We start from the raw sequence: 18413 nt of genomic DNA, 5'->3' as shown, positions 1-18413 counted from the left end.
CCCCCTAGGATTGCTGTCGGCCACGTTGAGCCGCCAGCAACACCACCAGCGAGCGAGATTATGGCGCTAGCCAATTCAAGCCGCTAGAAACACACCAGCGAGCGAGATCTTGGCGTCAGCCCAGTCGAGCCGCTAGCAACTCAGTGGAGCCGGTGGGATTCGAACCCACGACCTCGGGTTCCAGAAACCATGTAGTTCCGCCCGCATTCGTCGCGTGTATCAAGATGTTTCGCAAGGCCAGGCGACAAGCCGGTTGGCGAGACATCCCCCGGCTTGCGCCGCGGGAGGGGGATTCGAACCCCCAGGACCAATGTAGTCCCGCCGTTCATTCGCTGACCAAAGTCTCAAATGGGCCGACAAGGTTTGCCGAGACGCGACATGGTTGAGATGTAATCCCGACGGCATTCGGCCCGTTCGCTTCTGTCTTCGTGTTCTCCGTTCCCGGGGGAGGCGGGCCCGGACGGCGCCCGCCTCCCCGTACGCAGTTACAAAACAGTTGCTGGCCTACAGGCGGACCTGTTCGACCTCGCGGACCCAGTGGTCCACCGAGTGCCGGCCCGCCGCCACGGTGGACAGCAGCCCGAACACCTGGTCGCTGAACCCGCCCACGTTCACCACGTCCTCGCGCTCCCGCGCCTGAACCGTGCCGTGCGGCTGGATGTCGATGCAGACCATCCGCGCCCGCGGGTTGCGGGCCTTGAACTTGGACCACTGGTTGATGGTCTCGGTTCGGCCTCCACCGAACCGACCGTACTCGGGCGAGTCGATCCACGACTCGTTGTCCGAGACGAAGACCACCAGGTCGCCCACCGCGCGGCGGCAGTTCAGCTCCCGCAGCGGGGCGCTGCAGTTTGTGCCGCCGGGCGAAACGCGGGCGATCTTCTCGGCGTTGGTCATCACGGTGTCACGCGGGTTCAGCCGCAGCTTCACCACGTCCTCCTTGAACGGGATGACCTCCGCCTCCGGGTTCTTCCGCAGCACGGTCGCCGCGACCAGGGCCGCCACGTCCAGGCATCGGACCGCGGTCGAGCTGCCGAAACGGCTCCCGGTAGCCGGCCAGTGCATCGAGCCCGAAACGTCCGGGCAGACGTACACCTTGCCCGCCACACGCGGGGCGTTCTTGATCGCCAGCTCCATAGCATCCTGCAGCGCGTCCCGCACGCTGTGCGGAACGCCCTCGCCCGCGTTGGCGTAGGCGACCATCAGCTGGTACGGGAACACCCGCGCCTTCTCGACCAGCCGCGGGTTCCGCAGCCGGTTGGCCAGCTGGCCCGCCAGCTCCCGATCCTTGAACACGCCGTGGCGTGCCAAGGTGTTCAGGTTCATGCGGGTCATCTGCCACGAGGCGTTGCGGGCGATCTGCGCCCAGTCCTTCTCGGTCAGCGGCAGCGCGGTCAGCAGCTGGAACGGCACGTCGGGCGGCGCCACCTTGCCCGGGTTGGTGTTGCGCTTGAACTTCTCGTAGTGCTGCACCAACTCCGGCAACGCTTCGCGGTTGTGGTCGCGGCCGATGAGGTAGCCGTACAACGCCTCGCGGGACGCGGTGGCCGGCTTCGGGTGGACCATCCGCAGCACGTCCGCCAGCGACGGGTCGGCGCCAACCGATCCGCGGAACAACTGGTCGTCGCTCCGGGCGTCGAGCCACTGCACCACCAGCCGCTTCGGCAGCGAGCCGAGGCTGCGGCGGCCGACCACGCCCGATCGCATGACCTGCACGAAGTTGCGGAGCATCTTCGGGTTGTCGATCACGCGGTCGAACACCTCGGCCAGCAGACCCGGCGAGCGGACCGACAGCACCGCACACAGCACGGCCGGCGTGTCCTTCATGTGCCCCTGCTGCCGCGCGTAGATCGCCAGGCGGGCCAGGAACTCGGGCTCGACCCGCTGGGCCAGCTCCAGCACGCGGTCCAGCTGCTCGTCGGCCGACGCGTAGAACGTCGCACCAAGACAGCCGGTCGCGGCCAGTTGGGCGAGCGCCTGCTTGTCCGTGCGTTGGTAGGCCAGCCCACCCGCCTCGTTGCGGGCGTCGGCCTTCGCGCTCCAGCCGCCGCGGGCCGATCCAAAAAGTGCCTTGTTTGCCATGATCATCTCCTCAGGGTTGGCCAAGTGCTCTGCATGCCAGTTTCGATGGGAGGCACTTAAGCACCGGATGTGCCAATCCCTGATCAGACCACCCGTGAATCGACGTAAATCCTTCGATAGGTACGCCTTACAGATTTCTTTGGCGGCATTTTCGGCCGAGTCCTCACCCAGATTGATCTGCTACAATTATCTTTCTGGATAGCGACATATCTCCTGGGAAGCAATTCAGCTCATGCCCTGCAAGCAAGTCGTGTTCGGACTGCTGGGAACTCGCCTCGATCGGGGCCACAGCGGCGACCGCTGGAACTCCTGGCGGCCGACGGTCGCGTTGTGCCAGCACGAGGACCTGTTGATCGACCGGCTGGAGCTGCTTTACGAGCCGAAACTTAAGGCGCTGGCGGAGCTCACGGCCAAGGACATCGCCTCGGTTTCGCCGGAGACCGATGTGCGCCTGCACGAGGTTGGCTTCCGCGACCCGTGGGACCTGGAGGAGGTGTACGGCCGGCTGCACGAGTTTGTCGGCGCGTACCAGTTCAAGCCGGACGGCGAGGACTACCTGATCAACATCACCACCGGCAGCCACGTGCAGCAGATCTGCCTATTCCTGCTGGCCGAGTCGCGGCGGCTGCCGGGCAAGCTGCTGCAGGCGTCGCCGCCGAAGCGGAACAAGCCGGGCATCGGCACCTACCGGGTCATCGACCTGGACCTCTCGCGGTACGACCAGCTCGCCGCCCGCTTCGCGCTGGAGCAACAGCAGGGCGTGTCGTTCCTGAAGTCCGGGATTGAAACCCGCAACGCCGGCTTCAACAAGCTGATCGAACAGATCGAGCGGGTGGCCATCCACAGCGCGGCGCCGCTGCTGATCACCGGCCCCACCGGCGCCGGCAAGAGCCAGCTCGCCCGCCGCATCTTCGAGCTGAAGCTGACCCGCCGCCACCTGAGCGATCGCTTCGTCGAGGTGAACTGCGCCACCCTCCGCGGCGACCAGGCGATGTCCGCTTTGTTCGGGCATGTGAAGGGCGCGTTCACCGGCGCGACCGGCGCCCGGGAGGGCCTGATCCGCGCGGCCGACGGCGGCATGCTGTTCCTCGACGAGATCGGCGAGCTCGGCCCCGACGAGCAGGCGATGCTGCTGCGGGCGATCGAGGAGAAGCGGTTCCTGCCGGTCGGCGCCGACCAAGAAGCCCAGAGCGACTTCCAGCTGATCGCCGGCACCAACCGCGACCTGTCGCAGGAGGTCGCCGACGGCCGCTTCCGCGAGGACCTGCTGGCCCGCATCAACCTGTGGACGTTCCGCCTGCCGGGCCTGGCCGAGCGGCGCGAGGACATCGAGCCCAACCTGGACTACGAGCTGCAGAAGTTCGCCGCCAGCACCGGCGGCGTGGTGCGGATAAACAAGGAGGCCCGGGCGCGGTTCCTCCGCTTCGCCGAGGCGCCCTCGGCGCTGTGGAAGGCCAACTTCCGCGACCTCAACGCGGCGGTCACGCGGATGGCCACGCTGGCCGCCGGCGGGCGGATCGGCGTGGATCTGGTCGACGAGGAGTCTAGCCGGCTCGCTGCGCAGTGGCGCGTGCCCGCTGCTGCCGACTCGATCGAGGCGACGCTCGCCGGCCTGGTAGACGCCGCGCAGGTCGACCGTTTCGACCAGGCCGGCCTGGCCGAGGCGGTCTGTGTGTGCCGCCAGTCGAAGTCGCTGTCGGAGGCGGGCCGCCGGCTGTTCGCCGTCTCACGCCAGGCGAAGGCCAACCCCAACGACACCGACCGCGTCCGCAAGCTCCTCGCCCGCCACGGCCTAAGCTGGACGGACGTGAGCGGCGGGTAGGGGCTCGGGCGCCCTCATCAGGCGCGGTGTAGCGCTCGCGCTTAATAGTGTGGACCATCTCTCACGCTGCTGGGCAGGATTTCGCCTAAATCGCCTGCTTCCGGGCCCGGTACTGCGCGACGAATTCTTCGGGGTCGTCCACCTCGTGCACAATCTGCAGGGTGCCGTGCAGCAGGTACACGATGGCCAGGGGGATCAGCACGATGGTAAGACAGAGCAGCCAGAAGCCGAGGATGCTGCCGGTGAACTCGTGGCGGATGATCTTGCCCATGGGCGGGCTGTTCTCCGGTAGTTGGGTTGTTTTGAACTGCTAGTCGCAAAGGGGGTTCGCGTTGTCACGGCGGCAGGCCGATCGGGAAGTGCAACGCCGCTAGTAAAAGTCGTAGTATAACTTCCAAGTTCCCAACTCAGGGTGGCGCCAGAAAGTGAGGCTCCCGTTGTCGATCACGTTCAGTTGAATCTTGGGGTCTGACGACACCTGAAACACGAACTCAAAGGGATGAAGATCGACGCCTGACTGGCAGAAGGAAGGATACCCGCCAAACTTATGCCCGTAGATGTGGGAAGTGACGTCGAAGTAATCTGCAATCGCTCCTTCCCGCTCCAGCGCAATGAATGCGTCCTCCTGTTCCGCGGTCAGGCCGCCGCCGTCCCAGACGGGGTGGTCGGCATCGACAAGATAGCTGCGTAGGGGGAGCGGCTTCAGCCCCGTAGCTGTCTTCTCAGACGATCTACGGACGAGGCCTGCATGGCTGCGGTATTCTCGGATCTCCCAGCAGCCGTCCATGAGGTCGCTGTCGCCTTCGAGGTTCGGTGAGATGAAGGCTGTCAGAAGCGTCGTCCCAGCGAGCGAAGCCGGGACGAACGGCATTACTGGTAGGTAGAATTGCCCCAGTTCGAGCATCGGTTCCCCGTGCTTGTCTGTCGGCGCCGTTTCGTCCGCCGCGTAGTGGGTTACCCGACCCAGCCATGACTCTTCGATGTCGTTCGTCGGGCGAAACCCACCCACGTCGAAGGCCGTGCAAGGGCGGCCTATCTGCCGGAGAAGCGTTGTAAGATCCATAGTCGGTGGACACATTGGACGGAGTGACTCGTCTATTTCGATCAGCAACTGGCAAGCAGTATCGTTGGCACTTGAACTACCCGCAACACTTCGCAAGTTACGACGGCCTCCTCACGGTGGGTGCATGGATCGCGAACTGCGCCGGGCCAACCGCCTCCAAGTACTCCGTCCCACTCACATCTTTTCGGTAGAAACCGGCCACCTGCTGTGGTGCAATGAGGGTTGCGCTGGGCGGTGTGCTAGGGATCAAAGACCAGCGGCTTCCGCCGATGGTTGCGGCGTGGATCGTTCTCTTGGGGAAGGAGCTTCGGATGAGTTTTGTCCCTATGGGGTCACAAGGTTGGACAAAAGTCGGGTCGTTTTGTCCCCGGTGCGGCGCCGTCGGCGCTGCTATAGCAGGGTGAAACGAAAACCGAGGGAGACAAAACCCTCCGACTTTTGTCCCTAAAACTCGATGCGCCAGAACGGGACAAAAGTCCCGCGGCGAAACTCTAGCGGCCACCGGGCCGTGGGGCCCAAAAAACATGGCGACGAAAAAAGCCCCGCAGAACGAACGGCTCGTTCCACGGGGCGGGGGGGGATGTCGCTTGGGTGGCGGCGGGCTTACAGGCCCAGGGCCAGGCGGGGCGCCTCGGGGGTGAGCTGCACCTCTTTGACCACTACCAGGCTGCCGTCGGCACGCAGGATCTTGAGCTTAGCGGGCAGGGCCAGGTCGAGGGCCATCTTGGGCATCTGCACCTCGACCGCGGCGGCGTTCCAGCTCAGCACTTCAACGTTCATCGTCAGCGGGCCGACCTTCATCATCACGCTGCCTTCGCCGCCGCCGAAGTTCTTGCCGTCGAGGTACAGGCGAGAGCCGCTCACGACCTGCGGCAGGGGAGGGGCGGGGAGCTGTTTGGGGGGCGCCGGCGGGGCGGGCTTCTTCACAATCACCTTCGGGGTCACCACCGGCCGCACCACGGGTCGGTAAATGGGGCGGGGCGTGTAGTGCCCGCCGCCGCCACCGCTGCATCCGCCGGCCTGGGCAGGAGCGGAAAGCGAAGCGGTCATCAGCAGAGCGAGCGACGAGCAGGTCAGGATCGAGCGGAACATGGTAAATCCCCCAGAATGAGATGGTTTTGATCGCCCCGGAGGCCGTTGTCGGCGTTGGGCTACACCCAGTACTGCCGGTTGCCCCGCACGACCCCGCGCGGCAGGGGAAAAACTTCCGAAAAAACCCCAAACCCCTAGAAATCCCGCTGCTGGCGAGCCGATGGGGCCCTGGGTAAGATCGGTGATTGGCCGCCCGCGGGGGTGGGCTGGCACAGGTTAGGGCGCGAGTTTGCTATCGGTTTCTGGCGGTTCGAACCAGGGGCTAACGCCCCGCGGCTAATTCAAGACACACGCCTAGGCGTTTATGGCTACCAGCGACCAGCTCTTGGAACTCGTCGACCAGTGGGCCGACGCCTACGACCGGGGCGAGGAGGTCACCCCCGAGGAGCTGTGCCGCGACTGCCCCGACCTGCTGCCCCAGCTGATCCAGCAGGTGGCGATGCTGCGGGCGATGGACGCCCGCGTCGACGGCGTGGCCGGCCCGGACCCGGACGACCCGCTGTACGGCAGCCTGAGCGCCGAGACGCAGCTCGACGAGCTGCGGTTGCTGGCCAAGGGCGGGCTGGGGATTGTGTTCGCGGCCGAGGACCAGCAGCTGGGCCGCCGCGTGGCGGTGAAGTTCCTGCAGGAGGACCACGCGCACGACCCGCTGTCGCGGCGGCAGTTCCTGCTCGAGGCCGAGGTCACCAGCAGGCTGGAGCACCCGGGCGTGGCGCCGGTGTACTGCGCCGGCGCAGTGGAAGACGGCCGGCCGTTCTACGCGATGCGGCTGATTGAGGGTCAGACGCTCGACCAGGCGATCGACGCGTTCCACCAAGCGCACCCCAACGGCATGTACGACGAGCAGAGCAGCGAGCTGCGGACGCTGCTGCAGCGGTTCATCACGGTTTGCAAGACCATCGCGTACGCGCACAACCGGGGCATCCTGCACCGCGACATCAAACCCTCGAACGTGATGCTGGGCCGCTACGGCGAGACGCTGGTCGTGGACTGGGGCCTGGCGATGGCCGTGGGGCGGGAGGCCGAGTTCAAGCTGGCCGACGAGCGGACGCTGCTGCCGCAGGTCACGAGCGACTCGGCCAGCAGCGACAGCATGGCCGGCACGCCCGCGTACATGAGCCCGGAGCAGATGTCCGGCGCCACGACGCTGCAGCCGGCGAGCGACATCTACTCGCTGGGCGCGACGCTCTACCGGCTGCTGACCGACCACCACCCGATCGAGGCCAGCGACCTGGCCGACCTGCGGCAGCGGGCGATCCGCGGCGACATCCCCAAGCCAACCAGGCACGCGCCGGCGCTTTCCAAGCCGCTCGAGGCAGTTTGTATGAAGGCGCTGGCCACCGAGCCCGCCGACCGCTACCGCACGGCGCTCCGCCTGGCCGAGGACCTGGAGCACCACCTGGCCGACGAGCCGGTGTCGGCCTACCGGGAGTCGTTCAGCTACGTGGCGGCCCGCTGGGTGAAGCGCCACCTGCGGGTGGTGCAGACCGCGGCCGCGGCATTGGTGACGCTGCTTCTGCTGACCACCCTGTTCTCGGCGTGGCAGTCGAGCACCGCGCAGCGGGCGAACGCCGCGCGGCGGGAGGGCCTGGTGTCGCGGGCGACGCTGGCCGCCGGCGCGCTGGCGTCGGAGCTAGACCGGCGGCTGCTGGTGCTGGAGGGCGCGGCGCGGGACCAGCGGCTGATCGACGCGGTCCGCGCCGCCCGCGCGGCGCCCGAGGACCGCGAGAAGTGGGCAGTGGTCAACACTTGGCTCATCAACCAGCGGGACTACTGGACCGAACAGCGGCGGCTGAAGTCGTACTGCTGGTTTGTCGCCCTGAACGACGGCCGAGGCACGCAGATCGCCCGGGCGCCGCAAATCGAAGCGTCGACCGGCGAGCCGTACAAGTCGCTGGGCCGGTCGTACGCGCGGCGCGAGTACTTCCACGGGCAGGGGCCGATCTACCAGGCCGACGAGACCGACGGCATCCAGCCGACTTCCAGACCGTTGATCACGGCCCCGTTCCAGGGAACCAACCTCGAGCCGGTGCTAGCGTTCTCCACCCCGATCCACGACCCCTCCTCGGCGGACGGAGAGCCCGCGGTGATCGGCGTACTGGGGATGGCGGTCGAGGTGTTCGACATCACCAACCTGGACGCCAAGCTTGGCGACGGCCAAGCGCTCACCATCGCGCACACCCGGCTGGACTTCTTTGACAAGGAGCAGACGCGGCGGGGTCTGGTAATGCAGCACAACTACTTCCACCGGGAAGACCACGCGTTTGCGCCGTACTGGCTCGGCGAAGAGGTTCTCGATCATATTGGGGCCACTAAAGGTGAACCGCTGCTGATGGCCGACTACCACGACTGCCTGGCCGCCGTGGACCCGGCGCTCACCGGCAGCTGGCTGGCCGCAGCAGGGCCGGTGCTGCTGCCGTCGCGCGACGACGCGACGCGGGACTCCGGCTGGTGCGTTATTGTTCAGGAGCGGCCGTAGCCGGCGCACCGCCCGCGGCGTGCTGCGCGCGGGTGAACAGCGCGTCCACGATCCCGGCCAGGCCGTGCTGCACGAGGGCGTAGCAGATGATCGGCAGAAAAACGGCCGACTCGCGCGGCAGCACCGTGTCGGCCAGCAGCAACGCGACCCCGTTGTTGTGCATGCCGACGCTGTACACCAGCGCGGCCGAGGTGGGCCCGGACGCCCGGGTGGACCGCGCCAGCAGCCAACCGGCCAAGAAAGCCGCCGCGCACAGCGCGCCGGCGAGCGAGAGCGCCGTGGCGAGGCGCTCGCCCGCGTGCCGGACCTCGACCAGCGACAACGCGGCCGCCGCGAACGCGTAGATCAACAGGAGCAGCAACCCGCTGCCCGCCAGCCGCAGGGCGGGGCGGACGCGGGCGATCCGGTCGGGGCCGAGCAGCACCCGCGCAGCCACGCCCAGCGCCGATGGCAGCAGCACCCACAGCAGAAAGTAACTGCCCAGCACGGCGCGGCTGATCCCGTGGGCGATGTTGGGGTCAGCGCCGGCCGCCTGGGCGAAGCCGGGCAGCCAGAACTGCGCGGCCCAGGGCCCCAGCAGCGTCGAGCCGACCACCACGCCGAGCGCAAGCGCCACATCGCCCGCGGAGGCCTGCGTCCACGCGGGGCAGCTCGCCGCGGCCGGCATCGCGGCGACGATCGCCAGGCCGAGCAGCATCTCGGCCGGCAGCCAGCCCGCCCAGAACGAAGCCAACCACGCGATCACCGACACCACAATGATCGGCAGCACCAGCTTGACCACCAGCGCGCCGCCCAGCGTCAGCGGGCGGAGCAGCGACTCGCGGACCCGCGTTGGGTCGATCCCGACGCCGGCGATCGCCAGCAGCCCAGCCAGCAGCACCTGCGACAACGACACCCCGCCCGCGGCGCCGCGGGCGCCAAGCTCCACGCTGCGGAGCCACGCGCCCGGGCCGGGCGCGAGCAGCGCCAGCGCGTAGCACGCGGCCAGCAGGCCGAGGAAGTAGTCGTGGACGACCTCGGCGGTGCGGGCCAGGGGGCCGGCGGCTGCGGGAGGAGCTTCGGTGGGCGGCACGTCACTCGCCGCGGGAGCGGAAGTAGGTTTCGCGTTCCATCCAGACCTGCTTGATCTTCGACACGCGGCGCTCGATGTGGCCGGTGGAGTAGTCGAGCATCTCGGCGATCTCGGCGTGCGTGTGGCCCTCGAACTTCAGCACAGCGATTTTGCGGTCGAGCTCGTCGAGCGATTTGAGCAGGTCCTCGCACTGGGCGAGCACCGCGTTCATCGACTCGCCCGACGCCTGCGGCGCGCCGCCCTCGAACCCGTCGAGCCCGGGCCCGCCGGCGTCGCGTTGCTGGGCGAACATCGACTCGCCGCGGAGCCCCGCGCCGCCGCGCTTCTGGGCCATCTGCTGACGCACGTGCCCCTGGGCGGTGCGGAACGCGATGCCGCAGAGGATCTTGCGGAGATCGTCGCGGGTTTCGACGTCGGTGAAACGCCCCTCGCGGATCCCCTGCCAGAAGATGTAGATCGCCTGGGCCGCGATGTCCTCCTCGTCGGCCACCTTGCGGAACTTGCCGATCTTGCGGCGGCTGTAGGCCTCGACGGAGGGGAGGAAGTTCTCGCAGAGCCAGGCGAGGGACTCCTCGTCGCCGTCGTAGAGGCCGCCGATGTGATTGACCGTGACGTCGCCCATGGGGCATTTTTCCCGGGGAAAAGAGGTAGGTCTGGCGTCCAAGCCTAGCCTAGCCCGGCCGCGGGGGCGTCGAAAGTCCGGGCGATCCGGAAAAACTCAAGATTCTTGGCGAAAAAGCAGCGGCGGGCGCGGGGATGCGGGCGGGGATGGGCAGTCAGGGGTGTAACCGACCCACGCCGAGCCCACTCGGCCCTCCCGCAAAACGAAGGACTAGAACGATGAAGACCTCCCTCACCGCAGCATTGTTGTTAGCACTCGCCCCCGCCCTGGCGTTGGCCCAATCGGCCGACTCCGGCGTCGACGTCGGCCCGGGCGGATCGGGCGCCTCGGCCGGCTACGTCGGCGACTGGGGCATCGCCAAGACCGAGAGCCGCGACGGCTTCGGCCGGGCGCTGGGCGTCGGCGTCACGAAGGACGGCGTCGCGATCTCCCACAGCATCGGCGCCTCGAACGGCTCGTCGGGCGTCGGGCACAACTTCAACATGGCCATTGGCCGCGACGGCGCCCATGTCAGCCAGGGCGGCGTGGTCACCGGCGGCGGCAACGGCCGCGTGGAGGCCGGCGGCAGCGCCTCGCAGCAGGGCGGCGGCAGCGAGGTCGTTGGCTGGGGCGACAACACCAAGGCCTGGACCGAGAGCCGCACCCGCCGGTGGGGATCAGGCTCGGGCTCGCAGTACGTGCCGTTCGGCGGCAAAAACAACAGCAATGGATCCCCCGTGCTGTTCAACAACGGCAACTCCGGATCCAGCAACAACTACCAGCCGGCCGTGATGCCCCGCAACTCGGGCGGCAACCGCGGCTTCAGCCTGCCCAGCGGCCGCAAGTTCCGTTTCGGCCGGTAACGCTCCCCGGCCAGCGACCCAGCGTCGCTGGCCGGTTTTCTTGAGTTCTTTTTGAGATTCCGCGCTGGGACCGGTCGGCCATTCGCCAGTCAGTCTTAGCGACTCCCCAATCCAACCGTTTACATTCAAGGAGACCCAGTCATGTCCCGTTCCGTGCTGCTGATTGTCGCCCTCGCCGCCACCCCCGTCCTGGCCCAGGGCCCCCGCATCACCACCTACGGCCCCGAGAGCCTCGAGCACCTGAAACGTTCGACCCTCAGCCAGCTGCTGCCGCCCTCGCTGCACGCCGCGGCGGGGATCGCCACGCCGGTCAACCGGGTTGAATTGAACTGGGGGCTCAAATTCGACGCGATGCCGGAGCTCTACCAGCGGCTGCCCGAGCTGCAGGACGGCGCCGGCCTGTACGTCAGCGAGGTCCGGGCCGGCAGCCCCGCCGAGGCGGCCGGCATCCGCGCCGGGCACGTGGTGCTGCAGGTAAACGGCCAGATTGCGACCGACCCGGCCAAGGTCGGGCCGCTCGACCGGCCCGCTGACCTGATCCTGCTGACCGGGGCCGGCCCGCACAAGGTCACGCTCCAGCCGCGGGTCGCGCTGCCGACCAGCAGCCGCGTCGGCGGCATGTGGCAGACGACCGGCCCGCGATCGGCCAGCGCTTCGTCGTCGGTGGGCCGCTCGCCTGTGACCGCCTTCGCGTCGAGCATGACGAACGGGCTGTACAAGATCGAAGCCGTGGTGCAGACGGCCGACGGCCCGCAGAAGGTGAACCTGGCGGGCGCCGCCGGCGAGGTGCAGAAGCAGCTCGACGCCCTGTCTCCCGAAGTCGCCGCCGCCCTCCGGGCCCAGATGTAGCCTAGCGTCTGAACTCCCTAGTATCCGAACCGGGCCGCTCCCTCGATGGGTGCGGCCCGGTTTGTTGCTGCGCATTCTCCAGAGTAGGTGTTGAAAACTTTTCAAGAATCGTGAGCCCATTGCGCGGGCTCAGCGGACTCAACCGGCAGGTAGGGGTGTCACCCTAACCCGCGAGCCAACAACCACTCGCAACCTACCAAGAAGGAGAACCAGTCATGTCCCGTTCACTCGCACTCGCCGCCATGATCGCCCTGACGCTGATGGTCGCCGACCAGGCCGCCGCCCAGGTCCGGGCCAGCAGCTTCTCGAACGGCGGCGTCGCCCGCGCGTCGGCCAGCGGCCGCGGCAACACCAACATCAGCGCCCACGCGGTGGCGACCAATGGCGGCTACGCCAACGCCCGCATGACCGGCGACGGCCGGTACGGCGGCTACGCGACCGGCACGGCGATCGCCGCCGCCGACGGCGGGACCGCGATCGCCCGCGGGAACAGTTCGGCCCGCGGCTGGGGCGCCCGCAGCGACTCGAACGCCATCGCCGCGACGCAGGGCGGCTACGCCGCCGCTTACGACAACGCCCGCGCCCGGGGCAACGCCTTCGCCGGCAGCACCAGCGCCGCGTTCTCGACCGGCGGCGTGGCGATCGCCCGCGGCGGCGCCAACGCGTCAGGCTACTTCGGCGGCTACGGCGAGGCGATCAACAGCTCCACGGCGGTTTCCAACGGCGGCTTCGCCGTGAGCCGCAGCCAGGCCAACGCGACCGGCGTGTTCGGCGGTCAGGCCTACAGCACCAGTGCCGGCGTGGCGATCGCCAACGGCAACTTTCGCTCGGCCGACGTGCAGTCCGACGCGGTCGCGATCTGGGGAGTCAGCGAGAGCGACGCTTCGCAGATCTCCTGGTGAGTTCTGAGGACTGCTGACAAGAACGCGCAACCCCGGTGGGCGTCCCCACCGGGGTTGTCTGCGTAGGGCGGCTGAGTTCAGCGGCGGCGCCGCAGGCAGGCCAGGCCGCCGGACGCCAGCAGCAGGACCGCCGCTGGCTCTGGGGCGTTCTCGGCAAGCCCGACCGTGGCCGCCGACTCCCCAAAGTTGGATCGCCAGAGGCCGTAGTCGGCTGAATCGACGAGCAGGTCGCCGTTGCCGTCCGCCGCCAGGCTCTGGCCCGACTGCCCGAGTGAGTCCCGCCACACGGTGTAGTCGGCGGCGTCGACCACCCCATCGCCGTTGTAGTCGCCGGCGAGCACCAGCAGCGGCGCCGCGGCCGACAGCCTCAGCTCGTAGAACTGCACGTTGTCGTCCCCCCCCATCACACGGGCGTAGTACTGGCCGGGCGAGTCGAGGGCGAAGCCGCTGAGCGACTCGACGCCGCCGGCGTCGGCCGCGTCGACAACGGCGATCGGCGTCATGCCGTTGGGCGCGAAGATCGCCAGCCGCAGGTCGTTTCGGGCGTTGGCGTCAAACGTGCTCTGCACGCCACCTTGGGCAGCCTGGTTGAACACCCCGCCCAGCGGCGTGAGCGTGGCGTCGAGCGTGGCGGGCGCGTCGACCGTGAACGAGAAGAAGTCTCGGTCGGAGTTGTTCGCGATGCTGACGAAGTCGGTCTCCAGCGGGTCAACCGACTGGTTGCCTGCCGCGTCGGATCCAACCGCCAGCTCGCCGCCGGGTACTAGTTTGCCGAGCGGCGTCGCCCGGGTGTAGGCGCCGTTGCCTTGGCCGTTGTAGGTCTTCTCGTAGGCGTCGCCGTACAGGGCGTGCAGCCCGCGGATGTCGTCTAGCTGCGGGCCGTCGAAGGTGGTGGTGATGTACGGCTCGAGGAGCAGGCGTGAGTCGTCGGATTCGACGTGCAGCAACCCCAACGCGTGCCCGACCTCGTGCATCACGGTGTTGCGGAACTGCCGGTAGTCGTTCGAGGGATTGGAGTAGAAGGCGGTCTCGCCGGTGTCGATCACCATGTCGCCGTTGTTTGGCAGCCACGTGTAGGCCAGCGTCCCGTTGGGCCCGTCGACGTGCTTGCCGCCGATGCGGATGTCGCCCCGCACGCCCAGGGCGCCGCTGCCCGAGCCCAGCTGCTGGCCGTCGTCGTGGGCTTCGTACTGAAAGGTCACGCCGCCCAACTCCGACCAGCGGTCAAACGACCGCTCGAAGAGCGTAAACCACGGCCGATCAGTGAGGTCGTCGGTCGGCGACTGAACGTTGAACTGGTCGTCGAGGTACGAGATCAGGTTCGACGACTCGCCATCGGAGATGCTGGCGCCGTCGTCGACGAAGCTCCAGGTGAGCGTGACCGGGTCGCCCTCGACGCCGGCCGGGCCCGACGCGGCGAACGACCACCGCTCGTCAGGCACGTACGCCCAGCCGTGCGTTGCCTGCAGCGCCGCGGCAGCCGCGATCAGCAGACGAGGTAGGTAGGAGGGAGGCGGCATCAACTCGGTTCCGGCAATCAATCGAAGCCCGTTCAGTATAGACGGGCGGCGAACATCCTGCGTCGGATTGGCCGCGGATGACCGCGACGCCACCGGCGAGCCGCAGTCGTTGCGGTGCTGCAAGCCGCCACGATCTCGAGTGGCGCCCGCAACGGCAGCGCGTACTAACTACGGCATGGGCCGCAGGCCCTCGTGACGCACGCGCCAGGCGCCGTCGTCTGGGAAGCCGGGCGCGGCGCGGAGCGGGGTCGGGCTGTCCCAACCGGCCGCCATCATGCCAACCGCGGTCAGCAGGCCGCCGTTGGCCGGCAGGTAGATGGGCAGCCGGTCCGTCTGGCGGCAGTGCCCGTTCTGCAGGTAGTTGTTCTTGGGGGCGTCCATCAGCAGGCAGTCGACCGCGTCGGCGCCGCGGTCGAGCCGCGCGGCGGTCATGGCCATCATCGGGTAGTCCCATCCCCAGGTCTCGGCCCAGTCCCAATCGCCGCGGACGTCGTCGAGCGTGTGGGACATGGTCCCACGGTCGACGAGGCCGACCTCCGGCATCACCCCCAGCGCGCCCAGCATCGACGGGTGGTCGCGGCGGCGGGTGAACGGCGCGTTCTCGATTGCCGTGTACACGCCGTCGCGCACCGGCAGCGGCGCGATCTTCTCGGCGACCGCCGCCCACTCCTCGTTGGCGGGGCGCCCCTGCCGCTCGCGCCACTCGTTGGCCGTACGCAACGCCCACCGCCAGTAGGCCAGCTCGAAGGTGGGGTTCAGCACGCCCGGCTTGCCGCGGCCGTCGTAGCACTCTTGGGCAGGGATCAGCACGGGCCCCAAGACGTACCGCCCTTCGCCGGCGTTCGACTCGCTCGAATCCCACTCGGCGTAGTCGGCCATGAACTCGGCCGTCTGCTCCACGATCTCATGGAACCGATCGAGCGTTGCGGCGCTCGGGTCAGAACGGTAGGCCAGCTCGGCGAAGTAGATCGGGTGGGGCTGTTGCCAGATGAGCAGCTCGCCCACTTCGCTGGGGCTGCTGACGCCGTGCGGACCGGTCATCTTTGGCCACCGCACGCCGGCGTAGCCCTGCCGCTCGGCGATGCGGCGGGCGGCGGGCAGGATCTGCTCGTACCAACCGAGGCTGCGTTCGAGCAGCTCGTCGCGGCCCCAAAGCGGGAAGTGCGCCGCGTGCCACCAGTGCATCTCGAGGTGGCTCTTGCCGTACCAGCTGTTGCACAACAAGCCGGTCTCCTGCGGCGGCAGCGACCCCGCGCAGTTGATGGCGGTCAGGTACTGCGAGAGCACGACCCGCCGCTCCAGCTCCTTCCAGCGGGGGTCGGAGCTGTCCGACAGATCGACGACTCCCCCGTTCGACCAGAACCGGCGCCAATGGCCGGCGCTGGCCTCCAGCACCTCCGCGGCTGAGTCGGCAGCCGCCGGCTCTGCATTTTCTTTCCTGAAGCTGACCACCAGTTGGAGTGTGTCCGCGCCTAGATGCTTCAGCGTCAGCTGGTGCGGGCCCGCCTGGTCCAGATTGGCGTCGGTCGACAGCAGCACGTCGTAGCGGACGCCGTCCATCTCGCGACTAATGCGGTACCCGCCGGGCGCCTGTTGTTGGGTCGTGGTGTGCTTGGAGTCCGCGTCCCACCGCTGCAGCCCGGGGCCCCAGGCGCCGCTCGGGTACGAGAACCGCAGCTCGGCGCCGACCCGCCCCTCGCTCACCAGCGGCGAGGTGATCTGGAACGCCACGGCGTCCTGTTCCGGGTGCGACGCGGTGCGGACCCGCACCGGCTGGCCGTCGAACTCAAAGCTGCTTTCCGCGACGCCGGTCCAGAGGTCGAGTGTCTGTTGTGGGTTTGATAGATCACCAACTTTGGCCCGCGCGCCGTCCTTCCCCTCGAGCAGGAGTCCAACTCGTCCCAGTGAGAAGCGGTGCGGGTTGGAACGGATCGCGGTGGCGGTTTCGCTCCGCATGTCGGTCGCGTAGCTGACTCGCCGGCCGTGGGCGTCGTAGTCGCTGAGGGTGTCCTCGTAGGCGTACGCTTCGCTGCCCGGGAACCGGTGCCACGCCCACTGGGCCATGGTGGCGAGCGGCAGATGCCCCGGCTGCGCGCTGGGGAACGTCTGCATGCCGGTGATGTCGAAGGTGTACGCGAACTCGCCGTTGCCGACCGAGGCGGGAGCTTCGGGGCTGTACCGCGAGTAGTTGATCGCGTGTCGACCCACCAATGCACGGCGGTCGATCGCCTGCGAGAACGCCGCGGGCGTCAGCGAGAGAGTGAGCAGCAAGAAGACGCCCCGGCGTAATGCCCGGGGCGTGTGGGCAAGCATCGTGCGTTGCATTGGTGCACCAAGCGGGGTTTCGCATCGCGGCGGGGCGCCCCGCCGCTGGTTACCGCCCCCGGCCTCGGCGGGCTAGCGGCAGGCCGAGCGCCGCCAGGCAGAGCAGGGCGGCCGCGGGCTCCGGGGCGGCCGTCGTTGGGGCGGCGCCCGATTGGCCGTAGGCGTTGCGCCAGACATCGTAATCGGCGAGCGTCACGACCTTGTCGCCATCGCCGTCGGCGGCCGGGGCGCTGCCCGCCTGGCCGAGCGTGTCCCGCCACAGGGTGTAGTCCGCCGCGTCAACGACGCCGTCGCGGTTGTAGTCGCCCGCCATTGACGCCGACGTCAGCTGCCGCACCCAGCCGTCCTGCTTGGTGGTCAGGTAGAACTCGCCGTCGGAGGTCTGACCGAAGCGAAGGTCAACCCGGTTGTTCGGCAGCTCTCCGCCCCGCTCCTCGGTGACCAGGCTGGCGATCGAGACCGACTCGCCGTCCTGGGTGAGGAAGAGCTCGTAAACGTCAGCGGAGGTCGAGAAGCTGCCATCGGCGTCGGCGGCCAGCATCTCGTCCAGGTCGCTGTAGTAGATGCGGCCGTTGACGATGTCGCCGTAGATGAACTTTCCCGTTAACTCTGGGACCAGGGTTCCCCGGTAGACGAATCCGCCCGCGATGGCGAACCCGTCGCCGTGGTCGTACTTGGCGACCGGCCATTCGAACTCGGAGGTGTCGTCGTCCCGCGTAATCGGGGAGCCGTCCCGATGCAAGACTCCCTCGTACTCGCTCCAGCCGTAGTTGCCGCCAATCTTGGGGAAGTTGACCTCTTCGGTGCGGCTCTCGCCGATGTCGGTCCCGATCATAACGCCAGTCTGCAGGTCCCAGCTGATGCGGTGCTGATTTCGGAATCCGTAGGCGTAGATCTCGGCCAGGGTGTCAGAATCGCCGTCGTTGGCGAACGGGTTGTCCGACGGGACGCCGTACTGCCCGTTGGAGCTGTTGTCGCCGTCCGGGTCGATCCGCAGCAGCTTTCCGAAGACCGAGTCGAGCCGCTGCGCCTGGCGGCTGCCCTTGCCAGCCGCGTCGTAGCCGCCGTCGCCGCCGGCCAGGTACATCAGCCCATAGCCTTCGTCGCCCGGCGACAGCAGCGGGTCGAAGCCGATATCGCCAAGGTTGTGCAGGTTGCCGGCGGGCTGAGCCACCCTGATCAGCTCGCGGTGCGTGCCGCTAAAGACGCTGGCCGTCGGGTCGGAGGCGGTCCACTCGGTAACCACGCCATGCTGCCCGTTGTTCAGGTTCCCTGCGTTGGCCGCCGCCTGGAAGTCCGGCGTGGCCGGGTTCCCGGAGGCCGACTCCTCGTGGATCGTGTAGAACTTGCCGTTGGAGGCGAACTCCGGGTGCGGTGTGATCGCGATCAGCCCGGTCGAGAGCCCGCCCGGCCCGATGATAAACCGCGAGAACTCGTCGCCCACATCCAGGTACTCGGTGATCGACCCGGTCGACGGCTCGACCCGGTAGACCTGGCCGCGCAGGTCGTTGATGAACCAGTCGTTGGGGTTGTCGTCGATCTCCTGCAGGAAGTTGATCCGGGCGTAGTTGTTTCCGGAACGGCCGTCCTCGGGGCCCATGCCCCTGGTGTCTGGCAGACGCAGAACGTTGGCGATCTCGACCGTGATGCCGGGCAGGATTGGATCGTCCACCTGGGCCTGGGCCAGGGCGGGGGACAAGGCGAGGGCGGTGATAACCGCGGACAGGCGTTTCAAGGCGTTCT

14 protein-coding genes are annotated in these 18413 nt (G+C 68.1%); 5 read left to right on the top strand and 9 right to left on the bottom strand.

All coding sequences use genetic code 11. From position 1 onward, the window contains the following. Positions 1–504: 504 nt before the first annotated feature. Entirely contained in the window at positions 505–2082 is a 1578-nt protein-coding gene (locus KOR34_RS09545; RefSeq protein ID WP_146564354.1) for a TROVE domain-containing protein, read from the bottom strand. A gap of 232 nt (positions 2083–2314) precedes the next feature. Here KOR34_RS09545 and rtcR point away from each other — a divergent pair, with 232 nt between their 5' ends. Then, positions 2315–3904, top strand: a complete 1590-nt coding sequence (rtcR, locus tag KOR34_RS09540) for an RNA repair transcriptional activator RtcR (protein ID WP_146564351.1) — start codon at positions 2315–2317, stop codon at positions 3902–3904. An 85-nt stretch (positions 3905–3989) separates the two neighbouring features. Here the strand turns inward: rtcR and KOR34_RS09535 are convergent, their stop codons facing one another. The 3 genes from KOR34_RS09535 to KOR34_RS09525 all read right to left on the bottom strand — a co-directional run bounded on the left by KOR34_RS09535 (position 3990) and on the right by KOR34_RS09525 (position 6059). Further along, entirely contained in the window at positions 3990–4175 is a 186-nt protein-coding gene (locus tag KOR34_RS09535; protein ID WP_146564349.1) for a hypothetical protein, read from the bottom strand. Positions 4176–4274: 99 nt separating this feature from the next. Continuing rightward, positions 4275–4967, bottom strand: coding sequence for a DUF1963 domain-containing protein (locus KOR34_RS09530; protein ID WP_146564347.1), 693 nt, complete (start codon positions 4965–4967; stop codon positions 4275–4277). 603 nt (positions 4968–5570) lie between these two features. Beyond that, positions 5571–6059, bottom strand: coding sequence for a hypothetical protein (locus tag KOR34_RS09525; RefSeq protein WP_146564345.1), 489 nt, complete (start codon positions 6057–6059; stop codon positions 5571–5573). 304 nt (positions 6060–6363) lie between these two features. Here KOR34_RS09525 and KOR34_RS09520 point away from each other — a divergent pair, with 304 nt between their 5' ends. Further along, positions 6364–8538, top strand: a complete 2175-nt coding sequence (locus tag KOR34_RS09520) for a protein kinase domain-containing protein (protein WP_146564343.1) — start codon at positions 6364–6366, stop codon at positions 8536–8538. On the opposite strand, the gene KOR34_RS09515 is transcribed toward KOR34_RS09520, so the two are convergent. Next, on the bottom strand, positions 8516–9610 hold the full coding sequence (locus KOR34_RS09515) for a bile acid:sodium symporter (protein ID WP_146564341.1): 1095 nt from the start codon (positions 9608–9610) through the stop codon (positions 8516–8518). The genes KOR34_RS09520 and KOR34_RS09515 overlap by 23 nt on opposite strands. Position 9611: 1 nt before the next feature. After that, on the bottom strand, positions 9612–10232 hold the full coding sequence (locus KOR34_RS09510) for an RNA polymerase sigma factor (protein WP_146564339.1): 621 nt from the start codon (positions 10230–10232) through the stop codon (positions 9612–9614). A gap of 218 nt (positions 10233–10450) precedes the next feature. Here KOR34_RS09510 and KOR34_RS09505 point away from each other — a divergent pair, with 218 nt between their 5' ends. The 3 genes from KOR34_RS09505 to KOR34_RS09495 all read left to right on the top strand — a co-directional run bounded on the left by KOR34_RS09505 (position 10451) and on the right by KOR34_RS09495 (position 12825). Next, on the top strand, positions 10451–11074 hold the full coding sequence (locus KOR34_RS09505; RefSeq protein WP_146564337.1) for a hypothetical protein: 624 nt from the start codon (positions 10451–10453) through the stop codon (positions 11072–11074). A 141-nt stretch (positions 11075–11215) separates the two neighbouring features. After that, positions 11216–11923, top strand: a complete 708-nt coding sequence (locus KOR34_RS09500) for a PDZ domain-containing protein (RefSeq protein WP_146564336.1) — start codon at positions 11216–11218, stop codon at positions 11921–11923. Between the two features lie 215 nt (positions 11924–12138). Then, positions 12139–12825 (top strand): hypothetical protein, encoded by a 687-nt coding sequence (locus KOR34_RS09495; protein WP_146564334.1) that lies wholly within the window; start codon positions 12139–12141, stop codon positions 12823–12825. A 77-nt stretch (positions 12826–12902) separates the two neighbouring features. Here KOR34_RS09495 and KOR34_RS09490 read toward each other — a convergent pair whose 3' ends face one another. The 3 genes from KOR34_RS09490 to KOR34_RS09480 form a co-directional block, all read right to left on the bottom strand. Next, positions 12903–14345, bottom strand: coding sequence for a matrixin family metalloprotease (locus tag KOR34_RS09490; RefSeq protein WP_146564332.1), 1443 nt, complete (start codon positions 14343–14345; stop codon positions 12903–12905). Positions 14346–14513: 168 nt separating this feature from the next. After that, positions 14514–16670, bottom strand: coding sequence for a hypothetical protein (locus KOR34_RS09485; protein WP_197531284.1), 2157 nt, complete (start codon positions 16668–16670; stop codon positions 14514–14516). 49 nt (positions 16671–16719) lie between these two features. After that, positions 16720–18405: a PQQ-dependent sugar dehydrogenase gene (locus KOR34_RS09480; protein WP_146564329.1), complete on the bottom strand. Its 1686-nt coding sequence runs from the start codon at positions 18403–18405 to the stop codon at positions 16720–16722. Positions 18406–18413: the final 8 nt, after the last annotated feature.

The organism is Posidoniimonas corsicana (assembly GCF_007859765.1).
In the GTDB taxonomy this organism is placed as follows: domain Bacteria; phylum Planctomycetota; class Planctomycetia; order Pirellulales; family Lacipirellulaceae; genus Posidoniimonas; species Posidoniimonas corsicana.
The sequence above is the reverse complement of the archived record's forward strand: the minus strand, read 5'-3'. Positions and strand labels throughout refer to the sequence as shown.